Origin of the sequence: Enterobacter sp. D2 (assembly GCF_034427575.1) — a bacterium.
Taxonomy (GTDB): domain Bacteria; phylum Pseudomonadota; class Gammaproteobacteria; order Enterobacterales; family Enterobacteriaceae; genus Enterobacter; species Enterobacter cloacae_M.
Window position 1 is genome coordinate 643,306 of the sequence record NZ_JAXQPP010000002.1, and the last position, 20,727, is coordinate 664,032.

General features: G+C 54.4%; 21 protein-coding genes. 14 read left to right on the top strand and 7 right to left on the bottom strand.

What is annotated here, in order from left to right:
- Positions 1-18 precede the first annotated feature (18 nt).
- The 6 genes from rng to csrD all read right to left on the bottom strand — a co-directional run bounded on the left by rng (position 19) and on the right by csrD (position 6,914).
- The gene (gene rng / locus SPG90_RS15325) at positions 19-1,488 is read right to left on the bottom strand and encodes a ribonuclease G (protein WP_010436156.1); all 1,470 of its coding nucleotides are present in this window, start codon (positions 1,486-1,488) and stop codon (positions 19-21) included.
- The gene (locus SPG90_RS15330; protein ID WP_023309398.1) at positions 1,478-2,071 is read right to left on the bottom strand and encodes a Maf family protein; all 594 of its coding nucleotides are present in this window, start codon (positions 2,069-2,071) and stop codon (positions 1,478-1,480) included. Before SPG90_RS15330 ends, rng begins: the two co-directional genes overlap by 11 nt.
- Positions 2,072-2,080: 9 nt before the next feature.
- Positions 2,081-2,569: a rod shape-determining protein MreD gene (gene mreD / locus SPG90_RS15335; RefSeq protein WP_023309399.1), complete on the bottom strand. Its 489-nt coding sequence runs from the start codon at positions 2,567-2,569 to the stop codon at positions 2,081-2,083.
- Entirely contained in the window at positions 2,569-3,585 is a 1,017-nt protein-coding gene (mreC, locus tag SPG90_RS15340) for a rod shape-determining protein MreC (protein WP_023309400.1), read from the bottom strand. The genes mreD and mreC overlap by 1 nt, the downstream gene beginning before the upstream one ends.
- 62 nt (positions 3,586-3,647) lie before the next feature.
- Entirely contained in the window at positions 3,648-4,691 is a 1,044-nt protein-coding gene (mreB, locus tag SPG90_RS15345; protein ID WP_000913396.1) for a rod shape-determining protein MreB, read from the bottom strand.
- Between the two features lie 282 nt (positions 4,692-4,973).
- Entirely contained in the window at positions 4,974-6,914 is a 1,941-nt protein-coding gene (gene csrD, locus SPG90_RS15350; protein WP_322408221.1) for an RNase E specificity factor CsrD, read from the bottom strand.
- Between the two features lie 182 nt (positions 6,915-7,096).
- Here csrD and SPG90_RS15355 point away from each other — a divergent pair, with 182 nt between their 5' ends.
- From SPG90_RS15355 to SPG90_RS15420, 14 genes are all read left to right on the top strand, one after another.
- Positions 7,097-8,071 (top strand): MDR family oxidoreductase, encoded by a 975-nt coding sequence (locus tag SPG90_RS15355; protein WP_322408222.1) that lies wholly within the window; start codon positions 7,097-7,099, stop codon positions 8,069-8,071.
- Positions 8,072-8,148: 77 nt separating this feature from the next.
- On the top strand, positions 8,149-9,150 hold the full coding sequence (msrP, locus tag SPG90_RS15360; RefSeq protein WP_032659657.1) for a protein-methionine-sulfoxide reductase catalytic subunit MsrP: 1,002 nt from the start codon (positions 8,149-8,151) through the stop codon (positions 9,148-9,150).
- Positions 9,151-9,750, top strand: a complete 600-nt coding sequence (msrQ, locus tag SPG90_RS15365; protein WP_047174083.1) for a protein-methionine-sulfoxide reductase heme-binding subunit MsrQ — start codon at positions 9,151-9,153, stop codon at positions 9,748-9,750. It abuts the gene before it with no gap.
- 234 nt (positions 9,751-9,984) lie between these two features.
- Positions 9,985-10,437, top strand: a complete 453-nt coding sequence (gene aroQ, locus SPG90_RS15370; protein WP_023309405.1) for a type II 3-dehydroquinate dehydratase — start codon at positions 9,985-9,987, stop codon at positions 10,435-10,437.
- A 21-nt stretch (positions 10,438-10,458) separates the two neighbouring features.
- Positions 10,459-10,920 carry an acetyl-CoA carboxylase biotin carboxyl carrier protein gene (gene accB / locus SPG90_RS15375; RefSeq protein ID WP_010436174.1) on the top strand — a complete coding sequence of 154 codons (462 nt, stop codon included), beginning with the start codon at positions 10,459-10,461 and terminating at the stop codon, positions 10,918-10,920.
- A gap of 10 nt (positions 10,921-10,930) precedes the next feature.
- Positions 10,931-12,280 (top strand): acetyl-CoA carboxylase biotin carboxylase subunit, encoded by a 1,350-nt coding sequence (gene accC, locus SPG90_RS15380; RefSeq protein WP_003860388.1) that lies wholly within the window; start codon positions 10,931-10,933, stop codon positions 12,278-12,280.
- Positions 12,281-12,388: 108 nt separating this feature from the next.
- Complete coding sequence (locus tag SPG90_RS15385; protein ID WP_006178860.1) at positions 12,389-12,631, top strand: YhdT family protein; 243 nt, start codon at positions 12,389-12,391, stop codon at positions 12,629-12,631.
- Positions 12,621-14,072: a sodium/pantothenate symporter gene (gene panF / locus SPG90_RS15390; RefSeq protein ID WP_045355372.1), complete on the top strand. Its 1,452-nt coding sequence runs from the start codon at positions 12,621-12,623 to the stop codon at positions 14,070-14,072. Before SPG90_RS15385 ends, panF begins: the two co-directional genes overlap by 11 nt.
- A gap of 11 nt (positions 14,073-14,083) precedes the next feature.
- The gene (gene prmA / locus SPG90_RS15395; RefSeq protein WP_023309407.1) at positions 14,084-14,965 is read left to right on the top strand and encodes a 50S ribosomal protein L11 methyltransferase; all 882 of its coding nucleotides are present in this window, start codon (positions 14,084-14,086) and stop codon (positions 14,963-14,965) included.
- Positions 14,966-15,093: 128 nt separating this feature from the next.
- A complete protein-coding gene (locus tag SPG90_RS15400; protein ID WP_032667954.1) occupies positions 15,094-15,834 on the top strand; it encodes a carbonic anhydrase in 741 nt (246 codons plus the stop codon).
- 330 nt (positions 15,835-16,164) lie between these two features.
- Positions 16,165-17,130 (top strand): tRNA dihydrouridine synthase DusB, encoded by a 966-nt coding sequence (gene dusB, locus SPG90_RS15405; RefSeq protein ID WP_023309409.1) that lies wholly within the window; start codon positions 16,165-16,167, stop codon positions 17,128-17,130.
- A 23-nt stretch (positions 17,131-17,153) separates the two neighbouring features.
- Positions 17,154-17,450, top strand: coding sequence for a DNA-binding transcriptional regulator Fis (gene fis, locus SPG90_RS15410; protein ID WP_000462905.1), 297 nt, complete (start codon positions 17,154-17,156; stop codon positions 17,448-17,450).
- 177 nt (positions 17,451-17,627) lie between these two features.
- On the top strand, positions 17,628-17,792 hold the full coding sequence (locus SPG90_RS15415; protein WP_023309432.1) for a DUF2556 family protein: 165 nt from the start codon (positions 17,628-17,630) through the stop codon (positions 17,790-17,792).
- 139 nt (positions 17,793-17,931) lie between these two features.
- Positions 17,932-20,013: a putative bifunctional diguanylate cyclase/phosphodiesterase gene (locus tag SPG90_RS15420; protein WP_126303145.1), complete on the top strand. Its 2,082-nt coding sequence runs from the start codon at positions 17,932-17,934 to the stop codon at positions 20,011-20,013.
- On the opposite strand, the gene envR is transcribed toward SPG90_RS15420, so the two are convergent.
- Positions 19,929-20,648 carry an acrEF/envCD operon transcriptional regulator gene (gene envR, locus SPG90_RS15425; RefSeq protein WP_126303146.1) on the bottom strand — a complete coding sequence of 240 codons (720 nt, stop codon included), beginning with the start codon at positions 20,646-20,648 and terminating at the stop codon, positions 19,929-19,931. The two genes, SPG90_RS15420 and envR, sit on opposite strands and share 85 nt — an antisense overlap.
- Positions 20,649-20,727 lie beyond the last annotated feature (79 nt).

Here is a 20,727-nt window from a genome sequence, read left to right on the forward strand (position 1 = left end):
CACGCAGCGTACTGCGTTTTACATCATCACGACGTCAAACTGCTCCTGGTTATAGAGCGGTTCAATTTGTACTTTTACCTGTTTGCCGACAAAGATTTCCACTTCCGCCAGCGCGTGTGACTCTTCGCCTTTCAGCGCTTCAGCCACCGCAGGGGAAGCATAGACCAGAAAACGATCGGAGTCGTAGGCATGATGAACACGGACGATTTCACGCATAATTTCGTAGCAGACGGTCTCAACCGTCTTTACCGTTCCGCGTCCATGGCAGGTTGGGCATTCATTACACAGCACATGCTCAACGCTCTCGCGGGTACGCTTACGCGTCATTTCCACCAGCCCCAGCTGTGAGAAGCCGTTGATGCTGGTTTTCACGCGGTCTTTGCTCAGCGCCTGCTCAAGCGAGTGCAGCACGCGGCGACGGTGGTCTTCATTACTCATATCGATGAAGTCGATGATGATAATGCCGCCCAGATTGCGCAGACGAAGCTGGCGCGCAATCGCCTGCGTGGCTTCGATGTTGGTGTTGAAGATGGTGTCATCCAGGTTGCGATGGCCGACAAACGCGCCGGTGTTGATATCGACGGTGGTCATCGCTTCGGTCTGATCGATGATCAGATAGCCGCCTGACTTCAGCTCGACCTTACGCTCCAGCGCGCGCTGGATCTCGTTTTCGACATCATAGAGATCGAAGATCGGCTGACGTCCTGAATAATGCTCCAGCAGGCCGGGCATCTCCGGGATGTACTCAGCGGTAAATTCCAGCAGCGCTTCATAGGTCAGGCGCGAGTCCACGCGAATGCGGTCGAGCTGCGCATCAGCAAAGTCGCGCAGAACGCGCTGAGCAAGCGCCAGTTCACCGTAAAGCTGGTAGCGGGTCTGGTTACGTTTTTTACGCTCCATTACCTTGGTCCAGACGCGCTTCAGGTAAGCCGCATCCGACGCGAGGTCTTCTTCGCTGATCCCTTCCGCAGCGGTACGGATGATAAACCCGCCCTGTTCATCGCAGTAGGCGCTGACCACTTTCTTCAGACGCTCGCGCTCGGTTTCGCTCTCAATACGCTGCGAAACGCCCACGTGCGACGCGCCAGGCATAAAGACCAGATAGCGGGAAGGTAAGGTGATGTCGGTGGTCAGACGGGCGCCTTTGGTACCGAGGGGATCTTTCACCACCTGCACCATCAGATCCTGCCCCTGACGTACCAGTTCAGAAATATCGCGCACGGCAAACTGCTTTTGCTCTTCGCCCGCGACGCACTCGGTGTGCGGCATGATATCGGAGGCATGTAAAAACGCCGCCTTATCCAGTCCAATATCTACAAAAGCCGCCTGCATACCCGGTAGTACACGACTGACACGACCTTTGTAGATATTGCCTACTATTCCGCGCCGCGCTTCACGCTCAATATGAATTTCCTGAAGAATGCCACCATCAATATAGGCCACACGGGTTTCCGATGGCGTTACGTTTACCAACAATTCAGCCGTCATAATTATCCCTTCCCTCACGCAGTGAGTTAAAATTGCTCAGCAACTCATACGTTTCCACCAGCGGTAAGCCGACTACGGCGTGATAGCTGCCATTAATCTTCCTGACAAAACAGCCACCCAGCCCCTGAATACCGTATGCACCTGCTTTATCCATCGGTTCACCGCTGGCAATATAAGCGGCGATGTCGTCGTCGGTAAGTACTCTGAACGTCACTTCGGTCACCACCAGGCAATCCAGCACGTGCTGGCGGTCAGCCAGCGCGACGGCCGTCATCACCTGATGCGTTTGTCCGGACATTTTGTGCAGCATGCGCGCCGCATGATCGGCGTCGCGCGGTTTCTCAAGCACTTCACCGTTCAGAATAACGATGGTATCTGCTCCCAGCACGGGAAGATCGCGTGGCACACTGGCCACGCCCGCCTGCGCTTTCTCGCGCGCCAGGCGAGACACATACTGTTGAGCGCTTTCGCCCTCAGCACGCTTTTCTTCAATGCCGGTAACGATGCGTTCAAAAGAGACCCCCAGCTGCGTCAGGAGTTCCTGACGGCGCGGGGAGCCGGAAGCGAGATACAAAGACGTCATAGAAACCTTTTATTGCACAGCAAACTGCTGGCGAACCTTACGCATCAGCAGGAATAACCATGGCCAGAGCACACCGTTTACTACACTACTCCAGAACACTTCCGGTCGGAAAGAGACGTTGATCACTAAAAACTCTGCCCAGAAAACAACGATATCCGCAGCGAGCGACAATAACATCACCACCAGGGCCTGTTGCCAGAGCGCAAGGTTACGAAAGAGCTGGAATTTGAGTGCGACGAGGTACGCAATAATGCTCATGGACAAGGCGCGCACGCCAAGCGTAGAGCCGCTAATGAGATCCAGTATGGCACCCATCACGAAACCTGTGCCGACATTTACGCGATGCGGCAGGGCAAGGATCCAGTAGAGTAAAATGAGCAATACCCAGTTTGGCCGGAAAACGAGAATGTCATCCGGCCAGGGCATCACTTGCAGCAACAGTGCAATGAGAAACGAGAGCCAGATGACCCAGCGCCCCTGGCTACGATAGCTTGCCACTACTGCCCTCCCGAAGAGAGTTTAGGCGGTGGCGGCGCATCCGGCAGCGGCTGCGTTAACCCTGTTGCCGGCGCCGGTACTGGCGCAGGCGGCCCCATGGAATCCGCAGGCGGGAGAACCTGCGGCATCATCTGCATCAGGCGCTCATTTGCTACGCGATGTACCTCTTCAGGCGTCATCGGGTTAGCACCGTTACGATCGGCGCCCCACAGCAGCAGCAGATAGCGCAGACGCTGCAACCCGGCGGTTGGACGCGCCTGAATCACGGTATAGGCACGCTGGGTGTCCAGCTTGACCGAAGAGACCACCGCAACCGGATAGCCTTCAGGGAAGCGTCCGCCCAGGCCGGAGGTTACCAGCACGTCGCCCACGCGAATATCCGTGTTAGCCGGCAGATGTTCCAGCTGCAGGTCGTCCGTACAGCCGTTACCGGCCGCAATTACGCGGATGTCGTTGCGCAGAACCTGGATCGGCAGCGCATGCGTGGCATCGCAAATCAGCAGCACGCGGCTGGTCAGTTTGGCCACGGCAACAACCTGGCCCACAACGCCTTTATCACTGATAACAGGCTGACCTTCATACACCCCGTTCACGCTCCCTTTGTCGATCACAACCTGATCGCTGTAGGGGTCGTTCACGGTGGAGATCACCTGCGTGACCATTTTCTGCTCATCCTGACGCAGCGGCGAGCCGAGCAGTTCACGCAGACGCGCGTTCTCCTGCTTGTATTGCCCCAGCATCAGCAGTTCGCTGTTTTTCAGCAGCAATTCCTGACGTAATGCCCGGTTTTCGAGTTCGAGTTGGTCGCGCGAAGACAGCGTTTGAGAAACGGAGTCGAGCAGTTCACGGGGACCATTTGAAACAAAGTAGAAAGGACTGACGGCGGTATCCATGTACGTTCTGATCTGGCTGAACGTACCGAGGCGGCTATCGGCAATAATGACCCCAAGCGCAACCAGAACCGCCAGAATAAGGCGAAACTGTAGCGATGGGCCACGGCTAAAAATTGGCTTCATAGGCTATGCGTATTCTCGCGTCAGAGAGAAAGGGTAGCAAATTGCTACCCTCTCAAACTCGACTACTCTTCGCTGAACAAATCGCCGCCGTGCATGTCGATCATTTCCAGCGCCTTGCCACCACCACGGGCGACGCAAGTCAGTGGATCTTCTGCAACTACGACAGGAATACCTGTCTCTTCCATTAACAGGCGGTCGAGGTTACGCAGCAGCGCACCACCACCGGTCAGAACCATACCGCGCTCGGAGATATCGGACGCCAGCTCTGGTGGGCACTGTTCCAGCGCAACCATTACCGCGCTCACGATGCCCGTCAGTGGTTCCTGCAGAGCTTCCAGAATTTCGTTGGAGTTCAGGGTGAAACCGCGTGGAACACCTTCAGCCAGGTTACGGCCACGCACTTCGATCTCACGCACTTCATCGCCCGGATACGCAGAGCCGATTTCGTGTTTGATACGCTCTGCGGTGGCTTCACCGATCAGAGAGCCGTAGTTACGGCGAACATAATTAATGATGGCTTCATCGAAGCGGTCACCACCGATACGTACGGAAGAGGAGTACACCACGCCGTTCAGAGAGATAACGGCCACTTCAGTGGTACCACCACCGATATCCACCACCATAGAACCGGTAGCTTCGGAAACAGGCAGGCCCGCACCGATGGCCGCAGCCATTGGCTCTTCAATCAGGAATACTTCACGTGCACCTGCACCCTGGGCAGATTCACGGATTGCGCGACGCTCTACCTGGGTTGCGCCAACCGGCACACACACCAGAACACGCGGGCTTGGACGCATGAAGCTGTTGCTGTGAACCTGCTTGATGAAGTGCTGAAGCATTTTTTCAGTCACGAAGAAGTCGGCGATAACGCCGTCTTTCATTGGGCGAATAGCGGCGATGTTGCCAGGGGTACGACCCAGCATCTGCTTCGCGTCATGACCCACTGCAGCCACGCTTTTCGGCGAGCCTGCACGATCCTGACGAATGGCCACAACGGAAGGCTCATTCAATACGATGCCTTGTCCTTTTACATAAATAAGGGTATTCGCGGTACCCAGGTCAATGGACAGGTCATTGGAAAACATGCCACGAAATTTTTTCAACATACTAAGGGATAATCCTGAAAGCTGGGGCGGAAAACAAAATCCGCTTACTTTACCAACCACACGCAGCAGCGACAAGGCGCAAAAATCATCTGCAACGGTGAAAATTTGTGCAGTACGTTTCCTGATGTTACAAAATCATCCCCTGACTCCCTCAGGGCTGAGTAAACAGTAGCGTTCCCCACTGACGTTTGTAACCCGTTACAGGTCGTTCACTGGCTTTTTGCTCGACATACTCAAAGCTACAGGCGCGATATTCTACGTGAAAACAGCGTAAACGGCAGGTCAAACAGAGTATCTTTGCAAATATTTTTTCACGTTGGTGTCAAGCGGTTGAGAGGCAGCAAAAAAATCCCCCTGACCGCCCATCACGCCGCGCGCTGTTAACATCTGCCATTCGCTTCTGGAGCGCACGCCCGTGGCAAATACTTGTGTTCGCGTACCCTTGCACGCTTCTACCAGACTCTGTACCAGCAGCTGGTTTTCCGTACGCTTCTCAATATTCCTTACCAGCCCCGGATGTAGCTTTAATAACTCTACATCCAGCTCCTTGATCCAGTTGGTGCTGACCAGCGTTAAACCTGCCTGCGTCACAGCGATACGTGCACCGAGCGCATTGATCAAACGTACCACCGGACGTAACCGGCTGATGTGTTGACCTACATCGGCCTCAGCAAGTTCAAAAATAATGTGTTTACGCTGCGATTTTTCGCATTGCATTAACGTATCACGTAGCCAGCGCTGAAAACGTGGGCGTATTAACGACTCCACGGTGACCTGCAACGCCAGGTTTTCTTCAGGCCAGAAGGATAAAAACGGAATCAGCCGGGTAATTTGCTGGCGGTCATACTCTTCCGACAGGCCAAATTGCAGCACCATCGGCAGATATTCCGCAGAGATGACCTCTTCGGTGCCGTCAAAAATACGACACATCAGTTCACGATGATGAACGTTGCCGTTTTTCATGACCGCGGGTTTTTGATAAATACGTGGACCGCCGCGGCTAAGCATTTGCTCAATCAGCGTGCGCCAGCGCACGTTGCCGCGCCCTTTTTCCGGCAGCGAGTCATCGTAAACCGCCCATCCGTTGGCCCCCTGCAACACGGCGTTGCGGGTAGCGGCTTCCGCATGTTCCATCACCTGCTCGGTGGATTGTCCGCCACGCCAGGCGCAGATCCCCATGTGGACCATATCGTCCCTGTCGAGCATTTTGCTCTGCGGCAGCGCATCTACCGCCTTCAGCAGCTGGCTGGCGATGCTTTCGGATTCCTTCAGCGTACGATGAGGCAACAGCACGGCAAAGTCGCTGCGGTGATAGCGGGCCAGCAGCGCGCCCGGGTAGCGCATAATAAAGGTGGAGAGCAGGTTGATCAGCGTAAAGAGATTTTCTTCCGCGGCCCGCTGTCCCCAGGTGTCGCGCAGGAGATCGAAATCGGGCAGGCGAATCATCATCACCACCCCGTGAGTCCCCACTTTCTCTGAATCGTCGAGCAGCGTGGCGAGCTGATTATCAAAGAAAAGACGGTTGTTAAGGCCGGTTTTATTATCCTGCGCCGCATAAGAGCGGATCAGCGTATCCATACGGCTGCGCTGGTCGCTGGCAAACTGGATTTCGGAGAGCAGGGTATCGAGCGCGCTGCTGGCGCGTGACGGCCACTCGTGAACGGAGCCACGCACCTGCGGGCCGCGTTCACCGTTCAGGATCCGCACGGAGCGCATCTCCAGCAGCTCCTGACCGTAAAGCTGGCGGCGCAGCCAGCGGACCGCGAGAAAGATCAGCAGGACGATAAACGCAACGGCGACGGTGAGCGGCGCGGTGGTCATCATGGAACGAAAATAGCTGGCCATCGGATCGAGGTAGACCATGCGTATGGTCATCCCCGGATTTTTAAGGGAATGCACCGTCACTTCCCGATACTGGCTTACCACGCCCGCGGGGCGATAGCTTCCCGGTCGTTCGTGGCTTAAAACACGATGCTTTCCCTGCAGAATGTCGATCTGAACAATATCAACAGGTACCATCAACTCATCAAGCTCACTGGTGAGCGTTGGTAGCGGCGTCGTTAGCAGACGAGTATCAATTACCGACGCGACAGACTGTACCCGGTTGACCAGTTTGTCCTGGATGGCATTGTAAAAGCTCAGAGAGCAGCCCAGAAGGGTGACAAAGATGGTAAGCCCCGTCAGCAAGGTGATAAAAGCTGAGAACTTCGTCGTTAATCGCATCCTTGAGATTACTCCGTGGGTTGATGGGGTAGCGAGTGAGCGCTAACTTGCATTTCAAATGCGGCATACTACCAAATCAGGTGTATCTGGCAATTTATTGCGTTAAATCGGCACTGCGTTTCCCTGAGCGAGTATAGTCTTCAGAAATTATTTTCCAATCATCTGAGTCGTGAGGACACCGTATGCAGGCTTTGATCTTAGAACAGCAGGACGGCAAAACGCTTGCCTCAGTGCAGGCGGTTGAAGAGAGTCGCCTGCCGGAAGGCGACGTAACCGTCGACATCGACTGGTCCAGTTTAAATTATAAAGATGCGCTGGCTATTACCGGTAAGGGTAAAATCATCCGAAATTTCCCTATGGTGCCGGGGATTGATTTCGCTGGCCGGGTTCATACCAGCGAGGATCCGCGCTTCCATCCAGGCCAGCATGTACTGCTCACCGGCTGGGGTGTGGGTGAAAATCACTGGGGCGGGCTGGCAACGCAGGCGCGCGTGAAGGGCGACTGGCTGGTGCCTGTGCCGAAAGGCATGGATGGCCGCAAGGCAATGATCGTCGGCACGGCAGGCTTTACCGCCATGCTGTGCGTGATGGCGCTGGAAGATGCGGGTATCCGCCCTGAGTCAGGGGAAATTGTCGTCACCGGTGCCAGCGGCGGCGTGGGCAGCACGGCTGTCACGCTGCTCCACAAGCTGGGCTATCAGGTCGCTGCGGTTTCCGGCCGAGAAAGTACCCATGACTATCTGCGCCAGCTCGGCGCCAGCCGCATTCTCAGGCGCGACGAATTTGCCGAAACCCGTCCGCTGGAAAAACAGGTTTGGGCAGGGGCGGTGGATACCGTCGGCGATAAGGTGCTGGCAAAAGTCCTGGCGCAGATGAACTACGGCGGATGCGTGGCAGCCTGCGGTCTGGCAGGCGGATTTGCCCTGCCAACCACCGTGATGCCATTTATTCTGCGTAACGTACGCCTGCAGGGTGTGGATTCCGTGATGACCCCTGCGGCCCGTCGTCATGAAGCCTGGGAACGGCTGGTGCGAGATCTGCCGGAATCTTTCTATACCCAGAGCGCAACGGAGATAACCCTCAGCCAGGCGCCGGAATACGCCAGTAAGATCATGGACAACCAGTTCCACGGCCGCGCGCTGGTGAAAATCGCCTAATCTTCAAATTTTCGTGACATATTCGCGCGAATCCCTCTCCTCCGTCATGCTTAGAAAAACGCATGACGGAGGATGCCATGAAAAACCGAAAACTGACGGAAGCCGACGTAACGTCTGAGTCTGTCTTTATGTTACAGCGCCGCCAGATCCTGAAAATGCTTGGCATCAGCGCCACTGCCCTGACGCTCTCTCCAGCGGCACACGCCGACCTGCTCGACTGGTTTAAAGGCAACGATCGGCCAAAGGCTCCATCCGGCGCCCCGCTCACCTTTACGAAACCGGCCGAATGGCAAAACAAGCTGACGCTCACGCCGGAAGATAAAGTTACCGGCTACAACAACTTCTACGAATTTGGTCTCGATAAGGCCGATCCTGCCGCCAACGCGGGGAGCCTCAAAACCGATCCGTGGACGCTGAAAATTGATGGTGAAGTGGCGAAACCCCTGACGCTGGACCACCACGATCTCACTACCCGCTTCCCGCTCGAAGAGCGTATCTATCGCATGCGCTGCGTGGAAGCCTGGTCGATGGTGGTGCCCTGGGTCGGCTTCCCGCTTCATAAGCTGCTGGCGATGGTTGAACCCACCAGCAATGCGAAATATGTCGCTTTCCAGACGCGCTATGCGCCTGACGAGATGCCCGGGCAGAAAGATCGGTTTATCGGCGGCGGGCTTGAGTATCCGTATGTGGAAGGGTTACGTCTCGACGAAGCTATGCACCCCCTTACCCTGCTGACCGTTGGCGTTTATGGCAAAGCGCTTCCGCCGCAGAACGGTGCCCCCATCCGTTTAACCGTACCGTGGAAATATGGCTTCAAAGGGATTAAATCTATCGTCAGCATTAAGCTTACCCGTGAACGTCCGCCAACCACCTGGAATCTGGCGGCCCCGGACGAATACGGCTTCTTCGCCAACGTGAACCCGCACGTGGATCATCCGCGCTGGTCGCAGGCAACCGAGCGGTTTATTGGTTCCGGCGGTGCGCTGGACGTAAAGCGCCAGCCGACGCTGCTGTTTAACGGCTATGCGGATGAAGTGGCTTCGCTTTACCGTGGTCTCAACTTACGGGAGAATTTCTGAGTGCGTTTAACGGCAAAACAGATTACCTGGCTGAAAGTGCTGCTGCACCTGGCCGGGCTGCTTCCTTTTATATGGCTGTTCTGGGCCGCCAGCCAGGGGCTCTTTAGCGCAGACCCGGCAAAGGATATCCAGCATTTTACCGGTCGGATGGCTCTGAAATTTTTGCTGGCCACCTTGCTCGTCTCGCCGCTGGCGCGCTACGCTAAACAGCCCTTATTGATACGCACCCGTCGGCTGTTAGGGCTATGGTGTTTTGCCTGGGCGACGCTGCACCTCACCAGCTACGCCCTGCTGGAACTGGGAATTAACAATCTGGCGCTGCTTGGCCGCGAACTGGTGACACGTCCTTATCTGACGCTGGGTATCGTGAGCTGGGTGGTTTTACTGGCGTTAGCGCTGACATCCACGCAATATGCGCAGCGAAAACTGGGCAGGCGCTGGCAGCTTCTGCACAACTTCGTCTATCTTGTCGCGATCCTCGCTCCCATTCATTACCTGTGGTCGGTGAAGATCCTCTCGCCACAGCCGATCCTTTATGCACTGGCGGCCGCGGCGCTTTTGGCATGGCGTTACAAGAAGTTCCGCCAGTGGTTGCGATAGTTCGCGAAACTGTGCGTTTTCCCGCAGATTACCCGTCAACCGCAAATCTTTTTCGGATAGCGGTTGATAATCTTCCCTGATAAGACCAGTATTTAGCTGCTAAATGCTACGAAATCGTTATAATGTGCGACCTTGGTTCGCCTGACAGCGGTTTTAAGCCTCTGAAAAGGTGACATTAGCGTTTCGAAGGTATATTTTGTTTTTTACCCGAAAATCGCAGGAGATAGCGGCATTATGACTGATAAGTTCCATATCTTAGTTTTGAACGGACCGAACCTGAACATGCTCGGCACCCGTGAGCCAGAGAAGTACGGCACGCTAACATTGAGTGAAATTGTTAACCGTCTGGGAACGGAAGCAGCGTCACTGAATGTGGATTTGGATCATTTTCAGTCGAATGCGGAGTACGCACTCATCGACCGTATTCATCAGGCTAAAGACAATGTGGACTATATCCTGATCAATCCGGCCGCGTTTACGCACACCAGTGTTGCTATCCGCGACGCACTGCTTGCGGTGAGTATCCCGTTTATCGAGATCCACCTGAGTAATGTGCACGCCCGAGAGCCGTTCCGTCACCATTCGTATCTGTCAGATATCGCTGCTGGCGTTATCTGTGGACTGGGCGCAGACGGCTATTCATACGCTTTACAGACAGCGGTAAAACGCTTGTCACAATCACACTAAACAAGAGTACGGAACCCACTCATGGATATTCGTAAGATTAAAAAACTGATCGAGCTGGTTGAAGAATCAGGCATCTCCGAACTGGAAATTTCTGAAGGCGAAGAGTCTGTACGCATCAGCCGTGCAGCCCCAGCCGCTAGCTTCCCGGTAATGCAGCAGGCTTATGCTGCGCCAGTGCAGCAGCCTGCGCTCTCCGCAGCCGTTGCGCCAGCAGCTGAAGCCGCACCTGCCGCTGCAGCAGAAATCAGTGGTCACATCGTACGTTCCCCAATGGTTGGTACTTTCTACCGCACCCCGAGCCCGGATGCGAAAGCGTTCATCGAAGTGGGTCAGAAAGTCAACGTAGGCGATACCCTGTGCATCGTTGAAGCGATGAAAATGATGAACCAGATCGAAGCAGACAAATCAGGTACTGTGAAAGCGATTCTGGTCGAAAGTGGTCAGCCGGTTGAATTTGACGAGCCGCTGGTCGTCATCGAGTAACGAGGCGTACATGCTGGATAAAATTGTTATCGCCAACCGCGGCGAGATCGCACTGCGTATTCTTCGTGCCTGTAAAGAACTGGGCATCAAGACCGTCGCTGTGCACTCAAGCGCGGATCGCGATTTAAAACACGTATTGCTGGCGGATGAGACGGTCTGTATTGGCCCGGCTCCGTCCGTAAAAAGCTATCTGAACATCCCGGCTATCATCAGCGCCGCTGAAATCACCGGCGCGGTGGCAATTCATCCGGGTTACGGCTTCCTCTCTGAGAACGCCAACTTTGCTGAGCAGGTTGAACGCTCTGGCTTCATCTTCATCGGCCCGAAAGCCGACACCATCCGCCTGATGGGCGACAAAGTGTCTGCAATCACCGCGATGAAAAAAGCCGGTGTTCCAACCGTACCAGGCTCTGACGGCCCTCTGACCGACGACATGGATGCTAACCGTGCTCATGCTAAACGCATTGGCTATCCGGTTATCATCAAGGCGTCCGGCGGCGGCGGCGGTCGCGGTATGCGCGTTGTGCGTAGCGATGCTGAACTGGCGCAGTCCATCTCCATGACCAAAGCAGAAGCGAAAGCCGCTTTCAGCAATGACATGGTATACATGGAAAAATACCTGGAAAACCCACGCCACATCGAAATTCAGGTGCTGGCTGACGGTCAGGGTAACGCGATCTATCTGGCAGAACGTGACTGCTCCATGCAGCGTCGTCACCAGAAAGTGGTCGAAGAAGCGCCAGCACCGGGCATTACTCCGGAACTGCGTCGCTACATCGGCGAGCGTTGCGCCAAAGCGTGTGTCGATATCGGCTATCGCGGGGCAGGTACCTTTGAGTTCCTGTTCGAAAACGGCGAGTTCTATTTCATCGAAATGAACACCCGTATTCAGGTTGAACACCCGGTTACCGAAATGATCACCGGCGTTGACCTGATCAAAGAACAGCTGCGTATCGCTGCGGGCCAGCCGTTGTCTATCAAGCAGGAAGAAGTAGTGGTGAAAGGCCATGCGGTAGAGTGCCGTATTAACGCCGAAGACCCGAACACCTTCCTGCCAAGCCCGGGTAAAATCACGCGTTTCCACGCGCCGGGTGGCTTTGGTGTGCGCTGGGAGTCTCATATCTACGCCGGTTACACCGTACCGCCGTACTATGACTCAATGATCGGCAAGCTTATCTGCTACGGCGAAAACCGTGACGTGGCGATTGCCCGCATGAAAAACGCCCTGCAGGAACTGATCATCGACGGTATCAAAACCAACGTTGATCTGCAGATGCGTATCATGAGCGACGAGCACTTCCAGAATGGTGGAACTAATATCCACTATCTGGAGAAAAAACTCGGTCTGAACGAGAAGTAAGAGACCTGTGTTGCTAAAAGGCCGGATTATCCGGCCTTTTTTATTTCTGGGGCCTGGAAAGCCTCATCATGTACAATCCCCGCTTTCTTCATCCACAAGGGACAAAAAATGGACAAACGTTTTGTTCAGGCCCATAAAGAAGCGCGCTGGGCGCTGTGGCTGACCCTTCTCTATCTCGCAGCATGGTTAGTAACTGCTTACTTACCTGACTCCGCTATTGGCATCACCGGCCTGCCGCACTGGTTCGAAATGGCGTGTCTGCTGGTACCGCTGGTCTTCATCCTGCTGTGCTGGGCAATGGTGAAATTCATCTATCGCGATATTCCGCTGGAGGACGATGATGCAGCTTGAAGTCATTCTGCCGCTTATCGCTTACCTGTTAGTGGTGTTTGGTTTATCCGTTTACGCCATGCGTAAAAGAACGACGGGCACCTTCCTGAACGAGTATTTTCTTGGCAGCCGCTCGATGGGCGGCGTCGTGCTGGCCATGACGCTGACCGCGACCTACATTAGCGCCAGTTCGTTTATCGGCGGGCCAGGTGCAGCCTATAAATACGGGTTAGGCTGGGTGCTGCTGGCGATGATCCAGCTTCCTGCCGTCTGGCTCTCGCTGGGGATACTGGGTAAAAAATTTGCCATTCTGGCACGCCGTTACAATGCCGTGACGCTCAACGATATGCTGTTTGCCCGCTATCAGAGCCGTTTACTGGTGTGGCTGGCCAGCTTAAGCCTGCTGGTGGCCTTTATTGGCGCAATGACGGTGCAGTTTATCGGCGGGGCACGCCTGCTGGAAACGGCGGCGGGAATTCCCTACGAGACAGGCCTCGTCATCTTTGGGGTGAGTATCGCACTCTACACCGCGTTTGGCGGATTCCGCGCCAGCGTGCTGAACGATACGATGCAGGGATTGGTGATGCTTGTTGGCACCCTTGTTCTGCTGGTCGGCATTGTGCATGCTGCTGGTGGCCTGAGCCATGCGGTTGAAACGCTCGAGGCGATCGATCCAAAACTGGTTTCGCCACAGGGCGCGGATGACATCCTTTCGCCAACCTTTATGACCTCGTTCTGGGTGTTGGTATGCTTTGGGGTGATTGGCCTGCCGCATACCGCCGTGCGCTGTATCTCTTACAAAGACAGCAAAGCCGTGCACAGAGGTATCATTATCGGCACTATCGTTGTCGCAATCCTGATGTTTGGTATGCACCTGGCAGGCGCGTTAGGTCGGGCAGTTATTCCTGACCTTACCGTACCCGATCTGGTTATCCCAACCCTGATGGTTAAAGTACTGCCGCCATTTGCCGCCGGGATCTTCCTCGCCGCACCGATGGCCGCCATTATGTCGACCATCAACGCTCAGCTGCTGCAAAGTTCCGCTACGATCATTAAAGATCTCTATCTGAACCTGCGTCCTGACCAGGCAGAGAATGAACGGCGCCTGAAGCGCATGTCGGCCGTTATTACTCTGGCGTTAGGGGCATTGCTGCTGTTAGCCGCGTGGCGCCCGCCGGAGATGATCATCTGGCTGAACCTGCTGGCATTTGGTGGGCTTGAAGCGGTATTCCTGTGGCCTCTGGTGTTAGGGCTCTACTGGGAGCGCGCGAATGCCGCCGGTGCGCTGAGCGCTATGATTGTCGGCGGCGTGCTTTACGCCGTCCTCGCAACGTTTAAGATTCAGTACCTGGGCTTCCATCCAATTGTGCCTTCGTTACTGCTAAGTTTACTGGCGTTTGTGGTGGGGAACCGTTTCGGTCAGCCCGTCCCACAACCCGCTATGATTTCTACTGATAAATAAAGAGTTTTGCCATGCCGTGGATCCAACTAAAACTGAACACAACCGGCGCGAACGCCGAAGAGCTGAGCGATGCGCTGATGGAGGCCGGGTCGGTCTCTATCACCTTCCAGGACACGCATGACACGCCGGTCTTTGAGCCGCTGCCGGGCGAAACCCGCCTGTGGGGTGATACCGACGTTATTGGCCTGTTTGATGCCGAAACCGATATGAAAGAGGTTGTCGCGATTCTGGAGAATCATCCTCTGCTGGGCGCGGGTTTCGTGCATAAAATCGAACAGCTGGAAGACAAAGACTGGGAACGCGAGTGGATGGATAACTTCCACCCGATGCAGTTCGGCAAACGTCTGTGGATCTGCCCAAGCTGGCGCGACGTCCCGGACGAGAATGCGGTCAACGTGATGCTCGACCCGGGTCTGGCGTTTGGTACCGGCACTCACCCCACCACGTCCCTGTGCCTGCAGTGGCTGGATGGTCTCGATCTGGACGGTAAGACCGTGATCGACTTCGGCTGTGGATCCGGGATCCTCGCGATTGCAGCCCTGAAGCTGGGCGCGGCAAAAGCCATCGGGATCGATATCGATCCGCAGGCGATTCAGGCCAGCCGCGATAATGCCGAGCGTAACGGCGTCTCCGATCGTCTGGAGCTGTATCTGCCGGATGGTCAGCCAGAAGCCATGAAAGCCGATGTGGTGGTCGCAAACATTCTGGCGGGCCCGCTGCGTGAACTGGCTCCGTTAATCAGCGTGCTGCCCGTTGAGGGCGGTCTGCTGGGGCTTTCCGGTATCCTGGCGAGCCAGGCCGACAGCGTGTGTGAAGCCTACGCCGATCTCTTTGCCCTTGATCCGGTAGTGGAAAAAGAAGAGTGGTGCCGCATCACCGGTCGTAAAAAATAAGAATCTGGCGTGGTCATCTGACCACGCCTCTCCCCCTCTGATAATCCTCTCTCCCCCGTTCATTCTTCGGTAAAATAACCCTACAAATCATGTTGATTTGTATTACAAAAATTCACCGGAAGAATATGATGACACAGGTTACAGGCAAGGCAGCGTTGCTGGCGCTGAGCATGATCTCGGCTTCAGCATTCGCATCACACTGGAGCTATGAAGGGGAAGGTTCACCGCAACACTGGGGCGAGCTGGACGAGGCATATAAGACCTGTCAAAGCGGAATGAACCAGTCCCCTATTAATATTGATTCGACCGCTATCGCCCATCTCTCCCCGCTACAAACCCACTACGTTGATGGCCCTGTTACGCTGACAAACAATGGCCATACCATTCAGGCAGGTGAACAGGCGAACACCCGCGATACTCTTACTCTCGATAAGCAAACCTGGACGTTACAGCAGTTCCATTTCCACGCGCCGAGCGAAAACACCGTACATGGCAAGAGATACGCGATGGAAATGCATCTGGTTCATAAAAATGCCAGTGGGGAACTGACGGTGGTGGCGGTCATGTTTGATAAAGGAACCGCAAACCCGGAGCTAGAAAAACTGTGGCGCGTTATGCCTCAGCAGGCCGAGCAGAACGTCTCCATCAAACAGGATCTCAACCTGAACAAACTGCTGCCAAAAAATAAAACGTACTGGCGCTTTAGCGGTTCACTGACCACTCCACCGTGTTCAGAAGGCGTTACCTGGATTGTACTTAAACAGCCCCTGACGATTTCTGCAGAACAACTTGCCAGATTCACCCAGACAATGCATCACGATAATAACCGTCCGGTACAGTCGCTGCATGGGCGCGTCGTGGTCGAATAACACGCATTTTTCGCATGACGATCATGTTCTAAAATGCGACGCAGATCGCAAAGAAGAAGGGAAATCTGCTGCTAAAAACAGCAGATTATCCCGCTTCAGCGACGCATTTATTCAGAAATGATGAGAAGTTACGGGAAATTGTAAGCGCCCATAAAATAACCATTATCATATAACTTAATGATTTAAATAATGAATAATTTTTAACGGGAAGATTGGGTGGCGATTCCTTGATCTACAACAGTGGATTGTTCAAAGTTTGGCCTTTCATCTCGTGCAAAAAATGCGTAATATACGCCGCCTTGCAGTCACAGTATGGTCATTTCTTAACTCATGCGCATCGGACACCACCAGCTTAGAAATCGCCTGATCGCAGCCCCAATGGCAGGTATTACAGACCGGCCGTTCAGGACGCTGTGCTATGAGATGGGAGCCGGTTTAACCGTATCCGAGATGATGTCGTCTAACCCGCAGGTTTGGGAAAGCGATAAATCCCGCCTTCGGATGGTGCACGTTGATGAACCAGGTATTCGCACCGTGCAAATTGCCGGAAGCGTTCCTGAAGAGATGGCAGATGCCGCGCGGATTAACGTGGAAAGTGGTGCCCAGATTATTGATATCAATATGGGGTGCCCGGCCAAAAAGGTGAATCGCAAGCTTGCAGGTTCAGCCCTTCTGCAATACCCCGACCAGGTGAAAGCTATCCTGACGGCGGTTGTCAGCGCGGTGGACGTTCCTGTTACGTTGAAGATTCGCACGGGTTGGTCGCCGGAACACCGTAACTGTGTAGAGATTGCCCAACTGGCCGAAGACTGTGGCATTCAGGCCCTGACCATCCATGGACGCACTCGCGCCTGTTTGTTCAACGGTGAAGCTGAATACGACAGCATTCGGGCAGTTAAGCAGAAAGTTTCCATTCCGATTATCGCGAATGGCGACATAACTGACCCGCTTAAAGCCAGGGCTGTACTCGACTATACGGGAGCTGATGCTCTGATGATAGGACGTGCAGCTCAGGGAAGACCCTGGATCTTCCGGGAAATCCAGCATTATCTGGACACTGGGGAGCTGCTTGCCCCGCTGCCTCTGGCAGAGGTTAAGCGCTTGCTTTGTTCGCATGTTCGGGAACTGCATGACCACTACGGTCAGGCAAAAGGGTACCGAATTGCGCGTAAACACGTCTCCTGGTATCTCCAGGAGCACGCTCCAGATGACCAGTTTCGGCGCACATTCAACGCCATAGAGGATGCCAGCGTACAGCTGGAGGCGTTGGAGGCATACTTCGAAAATCTTGCGTAATGAAATAAAGAGCTGACAGAACTATGTTCGAACAACGCGTAAATTCTGACGTACTGACCGTTTCTACCGTTAACTCTCAGGACCAGGTAACTCAAAAGCCCCTGCGTGACTCGGTTAAACAGGCACTGAAGAACTATTTTGCTCAACTGAATGGTCAGGATGTTAATGATCTGTATGAGCTGGTATTGGCTGAAGTTGAACAGCCACTGTTGGACATGGTGATGCAATACACCCGCGGTAACCAAACCCGCGCTGCGCTGATGATGGGTATAAACCGTGGTACTCTGCGTAAGAAACTGAAAAAATACGGCATGAACTGATACTAATCAGTTAAATGCTTGTTTAAAAAGGCGCTCTTCGGCATGGGGAAGCGCCTTTTTTATTACCTGCGCTTCTCCGTCAACGCATTGTAAACCTTCGCCTCTCCCGCTTTTCAACCACGGTTTTTCGTGTATATTTCCCCCACCTTACTGGCGATCTTCTCGCGGAATGACACAATGATTCGTAAATACTGGTGGCTGGTTGTCTTTGCAATCTCCGTTCTCATTTTCGATACACTCCTGATGCAGTGGATTGAACTGATGAGCACCGAAACCGATAAGTGTCGCAATATGAACTCCGTTAATCCGCTGAAACTCGTGAACTGCTCAGAGCTCGACTAACCGCCCGATTGCGCAAACCACCCCGTTATTACCCACTAAAAACGGGGATTTAAATCCCTTTGAGCCATTACCTGACGGTGATAATGTCTCGCCCTTCTCAACCGCTCTAGCGTAACCCCACACTCGAGTAGAACCGTCCATGCTGGTCAGCCAATACAACCCTATCCTTGTCGTCCTCTCCTTTGTTGTTGCCATTCTTGCTGCGTATACCGCGCTGAACATGGCTGCACGCGTCGCCGGGAGTGAAGGTGTCGCTGCCCGCGTCTGGCTGGCTGGCGGCGGTATTGCTATGGGCATCGGCGTGTGGGCCATGCATTTTATCGGCATGCTGGCGATGGACCTCTCCATGAGCATGAGCTACAACGCCACCCTGACGGTGTTATCCATGGTCATCGCCGTGGGTTCGTCGCTGTTTGCGCTATGGCTCGTGAGCTGCGAGCAACTACGCCTGCGCCGACTGCTGCCCGGCGCGCTGGTGATGGGGAGCGGTATTGTTGCTATGCATTACACCGGCATGGCGGCGCTGGAAGTGATGCCCGGGATTATCTGGGACAAGATGTGGGTGGCCATTTCGGTCGTGATTGCGCTTGCCGCTTCGCTCGCGGCATTATGGCTTACCTTCCGCCTGCGTCGCGAAGCCGCGCAGGTCGTGCTGATGCGCATGGGTGCCGCCATCACGATGGGAATTGCCATTGCCGGCATGCACTATGCCGGGATGAAAGCGGCGCAGTTTCCGATGTCCACAATGGTTCACCATGAGGGTATCAACGGGAGCTGGCTGGCGGTGCTGGTCAGCGTCGTCGCGCTCTCAATTCTTGGGATCACCCTGCTGGTGTCGATGCTGGATGCCCGCCTTCAGGCACGTACCGCCCTTCTGGCCTCGTCGCTGGCAGAAGCTAACCGGGAACTCGCTCAACTGGCGCTACACGATACCCTGACGCGCCTGCCCAACCGTATCCTGCTGGAAGACAGACTCGATCAGGCCATCAGCAAAGCCGATCGTGAAGGGAACCACTTTGCCCTGATGTTCATGGATCTTGACGGCTTTAAAGCCATCAATGATGCCTACGGCCATGATGTCGGTGACAGGCTGCTGGTCGCCGTTACGCAGCGTCTGCTGCTTCTTCTGAAAGGCCAGTTCACCCTTGCACGTATCGGCGGTGATGAATTTGTTCTGCTGGCAGAGGGAGAAGGTCCGGACGACGCGGCATCGCTGGCGAACTCGCTGGTGCGCGCGATCGATAGCCCGTTCAATCTCAGCCCCTATGAACTGGTCGTGACCCTCAGCATTGGCATCGCGCTATATCCTCACGACGGCAAAACCGAGCGTGAGCTGATGTTTAACGCCGACGCGGCGATGTATCACACGAAGCATATGGGCCGTAACGGTTACCACTTTTTCCAGCCCTCCATGAACACCCTGGCGCAGACCCATCTCCAGTTAATGAACGATCTGTGGATGGCGGTCGATCGCAATGAGCTGCGCCTGCTGTATCAGCCAAAATTTCATGCCCCGGCGGGCCCGGTCCTCGGATTCGAGGCGTTATTGCGCTGGCAGCATCCTAAGCAGGGGTTACTGACGCCGGACCTCTTTCTGCCGCTGGCGGAAAAAACGGGGCTGATCGTCCCGATTGGCAACTGGGTGATTAATGAAGCCTGCCGCCAGCTGCGGGAATGGCATCTCCAGGGGCATCAAAGCTGGTCAATGGCGGTAAACCTGTCGACACTGCAGTTTGAACAACCTTCACTGGTTAAAACAGTTCTCGACTGCCTGGCACTTCACCAGGTGCCACCGGAAATGTTGATCCTCGAAGTGACGGAAACCACGGCGATGAGCAACCCGGATGAGAGCGTACGCGTGCTGACAGAGCTGACCAATGCGGGGGTAAAGGCCTCCATTGATGATTTTGGCACCGGATATTCGAGCCTGCTGTACCTCAAGCGCTTACCGGCCTGCGAATTGAAAATCGACAGGGCGTTTGTGAAAGAGCTCAGCGGCGAGAGCGAGGATGCCACTATTGTCTCAGCAATTGTGGCCCTCGCTAAAACACTTAACCTGAAAGTCGTGGCTGAAGGTGTGGAAACCGAAGCGCAGCAAGCCTTTTTAACCGAGCTTGGCTGTAACACCCTTCAGGGTTATCTGTTAGGTAAACCCGTCAGCGCGCAGGCCATAGAGGCGCTTTGTGCCCGAGGGGAAATGTTACCTGGCGCTGAGCAGTAAGCACCCTCATCTGGCGACACGCGAATAACCGGGAGTGTCGCCAGTATGCTATCGACCAGAGCGGGAGCCTGCTGATAAAGATTAAAACTGTCGTTATTCATTAACCAGTTTTTGATTATTCCGCTAAAAAAACCGTGGAATACAATCAAGGTGAGATCAACATTCACCTGTGGCGAAATGATGTTTCGCGAAATACAGGTCTCCAGCGTGGCGCGTAGCGTGTCATCGTTGAATCCGATACGCTTTCTGATTTCGCGTTCAGAAATCATATCACTGCTAAATTCACACTTATGATACAGAATTTGTAAAAGCGCACATTGCCGGGGTTCATGAGCAATATATTGCAGCGCGGTAATAAATTGCTCACGAAGTTTTAACAATGGATCGTCACTATCGGAAAGGGAAAGCCTGTCGTTAATAATGTCGCGAAGCGGTAATTGCTGTTCCCAGATGGCATTAAATATTTCAGACTTACTGGTGAAGTGCCAGTAGATCGCACCGCGCGTCACCTTAGCGGCATCAGCGATATCCGTCAGCGTCGTGCTGGCTACGCCACGCGTGGCAAACTGTCCGATAGCCGCCTCAATCAGCTGCTGCCGGGTTTGTTGAGCCTCTTCTTTCTTTTTACGCGCCATAGGCAACTACTCGTTACTCACAAGGTTTAAAAGTAATATTGCGTTCATGCAAATGTAAGTATTCACTAAAATCCGTTTT

What these genes read in the sequence shown, in the direction of transcription:
- prmA (WP_023309407.1), top strand. Translation starts at nt 14,084, where the DNA reads ATGCCGTGGATCCAACTAAAACTGAACACAACCGGCGCGAACGCCGAA.
- mreC (WP_023309400.1), bottom strand. Translation starts at nt 3,585, where the DNA reads ATGAAGCCAATTTTTAGCCGTGGCCCATCGCTACAGTTTCGCCTTATT.
- fis (WP_000462905.1), top strand. Translation starts at nt 17,154, where the DNA reads ATGTTCGAACAACGCGTAAATTCTGACGTACTGACCGTTTCTACCGTT.
- envR (WP_126303146.1), bottom strand. Translation starts at nt 20,648, where the DNA reads ATGGCGCGTAAAAAGAAAGAAGAGGCTCAACAAACCCGGCAGCAGCTG.
- rng (WP_010436156.1), bottom strand. Translation starts at nt 1,488, where the DNA reads ATGACGGCTGAATTGTTGGTAAACGTAACGCCATCGGAAACCCGTGTG.
- csrD (WP_322408221.1), bottom strand. Translation starts at nt 6,914, where the DNA reads ATGCGATTAACGACGAAGTTCTCAGCTTTTATCACCTTGCTGACGGGG.
- SPG90_RS15385 (WP_006178860.1), top strand. Translation starts at nt 12,389, where the DNA reads ATGGACAAACGTTTTGTTCAGGCCCATAAAGAAGCGCGCTGGGCGCTG.
- msrP (WP_032659657.1), top strand. Translation starts at nt 8,149, where the DNA reads ATGAAAAACCGAAAACTGACGGAAGCCGACGTAACGTCTGAGTCTGTC.
- dusB (WP_023309409.1), top strand. Translation starts at nt 16,165, where the DNA reads ATGCGCATCGGACACCACCAGCTTAGAAATCGCCTGATCGCAGCCCCA.
- accB (WP_010436174.1), top strand. Translation starts at nt 10,459, where the DNA reads ATGGATATTCGTAAGATTAAAAAACTGATCGAGCTGGTTGAAGAATCA.
- SPG90_RS15330 (WP_023309398.1), bottom strand. Translation starts at nt 2,071, where the DNA reads ATGACGTCTTTGTATCTCGCTTCCGGCTCCCCGCGCCGTCAGGAACTC.
- SPG90_RS15420 (WP_126303145.1), top strand. Translation starts at nt 17,932, where the DNA reads ATGCTGGTCAGCCAATACAACCCTATCCTTGTCGTCCTCTCCTTTGTT.
- aroQ (WP_023309405.1), top strand. Translation starts at nt 9,985, where the DNA reads ATGACTGATAAGTTCCATATCTTAGTTTTGAACGGACCGAACCTGAAC.
- SPG90_RS15355 (WP_322408222.1), top strand. Translation starts at nt 7,097, where the DNA reads ATGCAGGCTTTGATCTTAGAACAGCAGGACGGCAAAACGCTTGCCTCA.
- panF (WP_045355372.1), top strand. Translation starts at nt 12,621, where the DNA reads ATGCAGCTTGAAGTCATTCTGCCGCTTATCGCTTACCTGTTAGTGGTG.
- SPG90_RS15400 (WP_032667954.1), top strand. Translation starts at nt 15,094, where the DNA reads ATGACACAGGTTACAGGCAAGGCAGCGTTGCTGGCGCTGAGCATGATC.
- accC (WP_003860388.1), top strand. Translation starts at nt 10,931, where the DNA reads ATGCTGGATAAAATTGTTATCGCCAACCGCGGCGAGATCGCACTGCGT.
- SPG90_RS15415 (WP_023309432.1), top strand. Translation starts at nt 17,628, where the DNA reads ATGATTCGTAAATACTGGTGGCTGGTTGTCTTTGCAATCTCCGTTCTC.
- mreB (WP_000913396.1), bottom strand. Translation starts at nt 4,691, where the DNA reads ATGTTGAAAAAATTTCGTGGCATGTTTTCCAATGACCTGTCCATTGAC.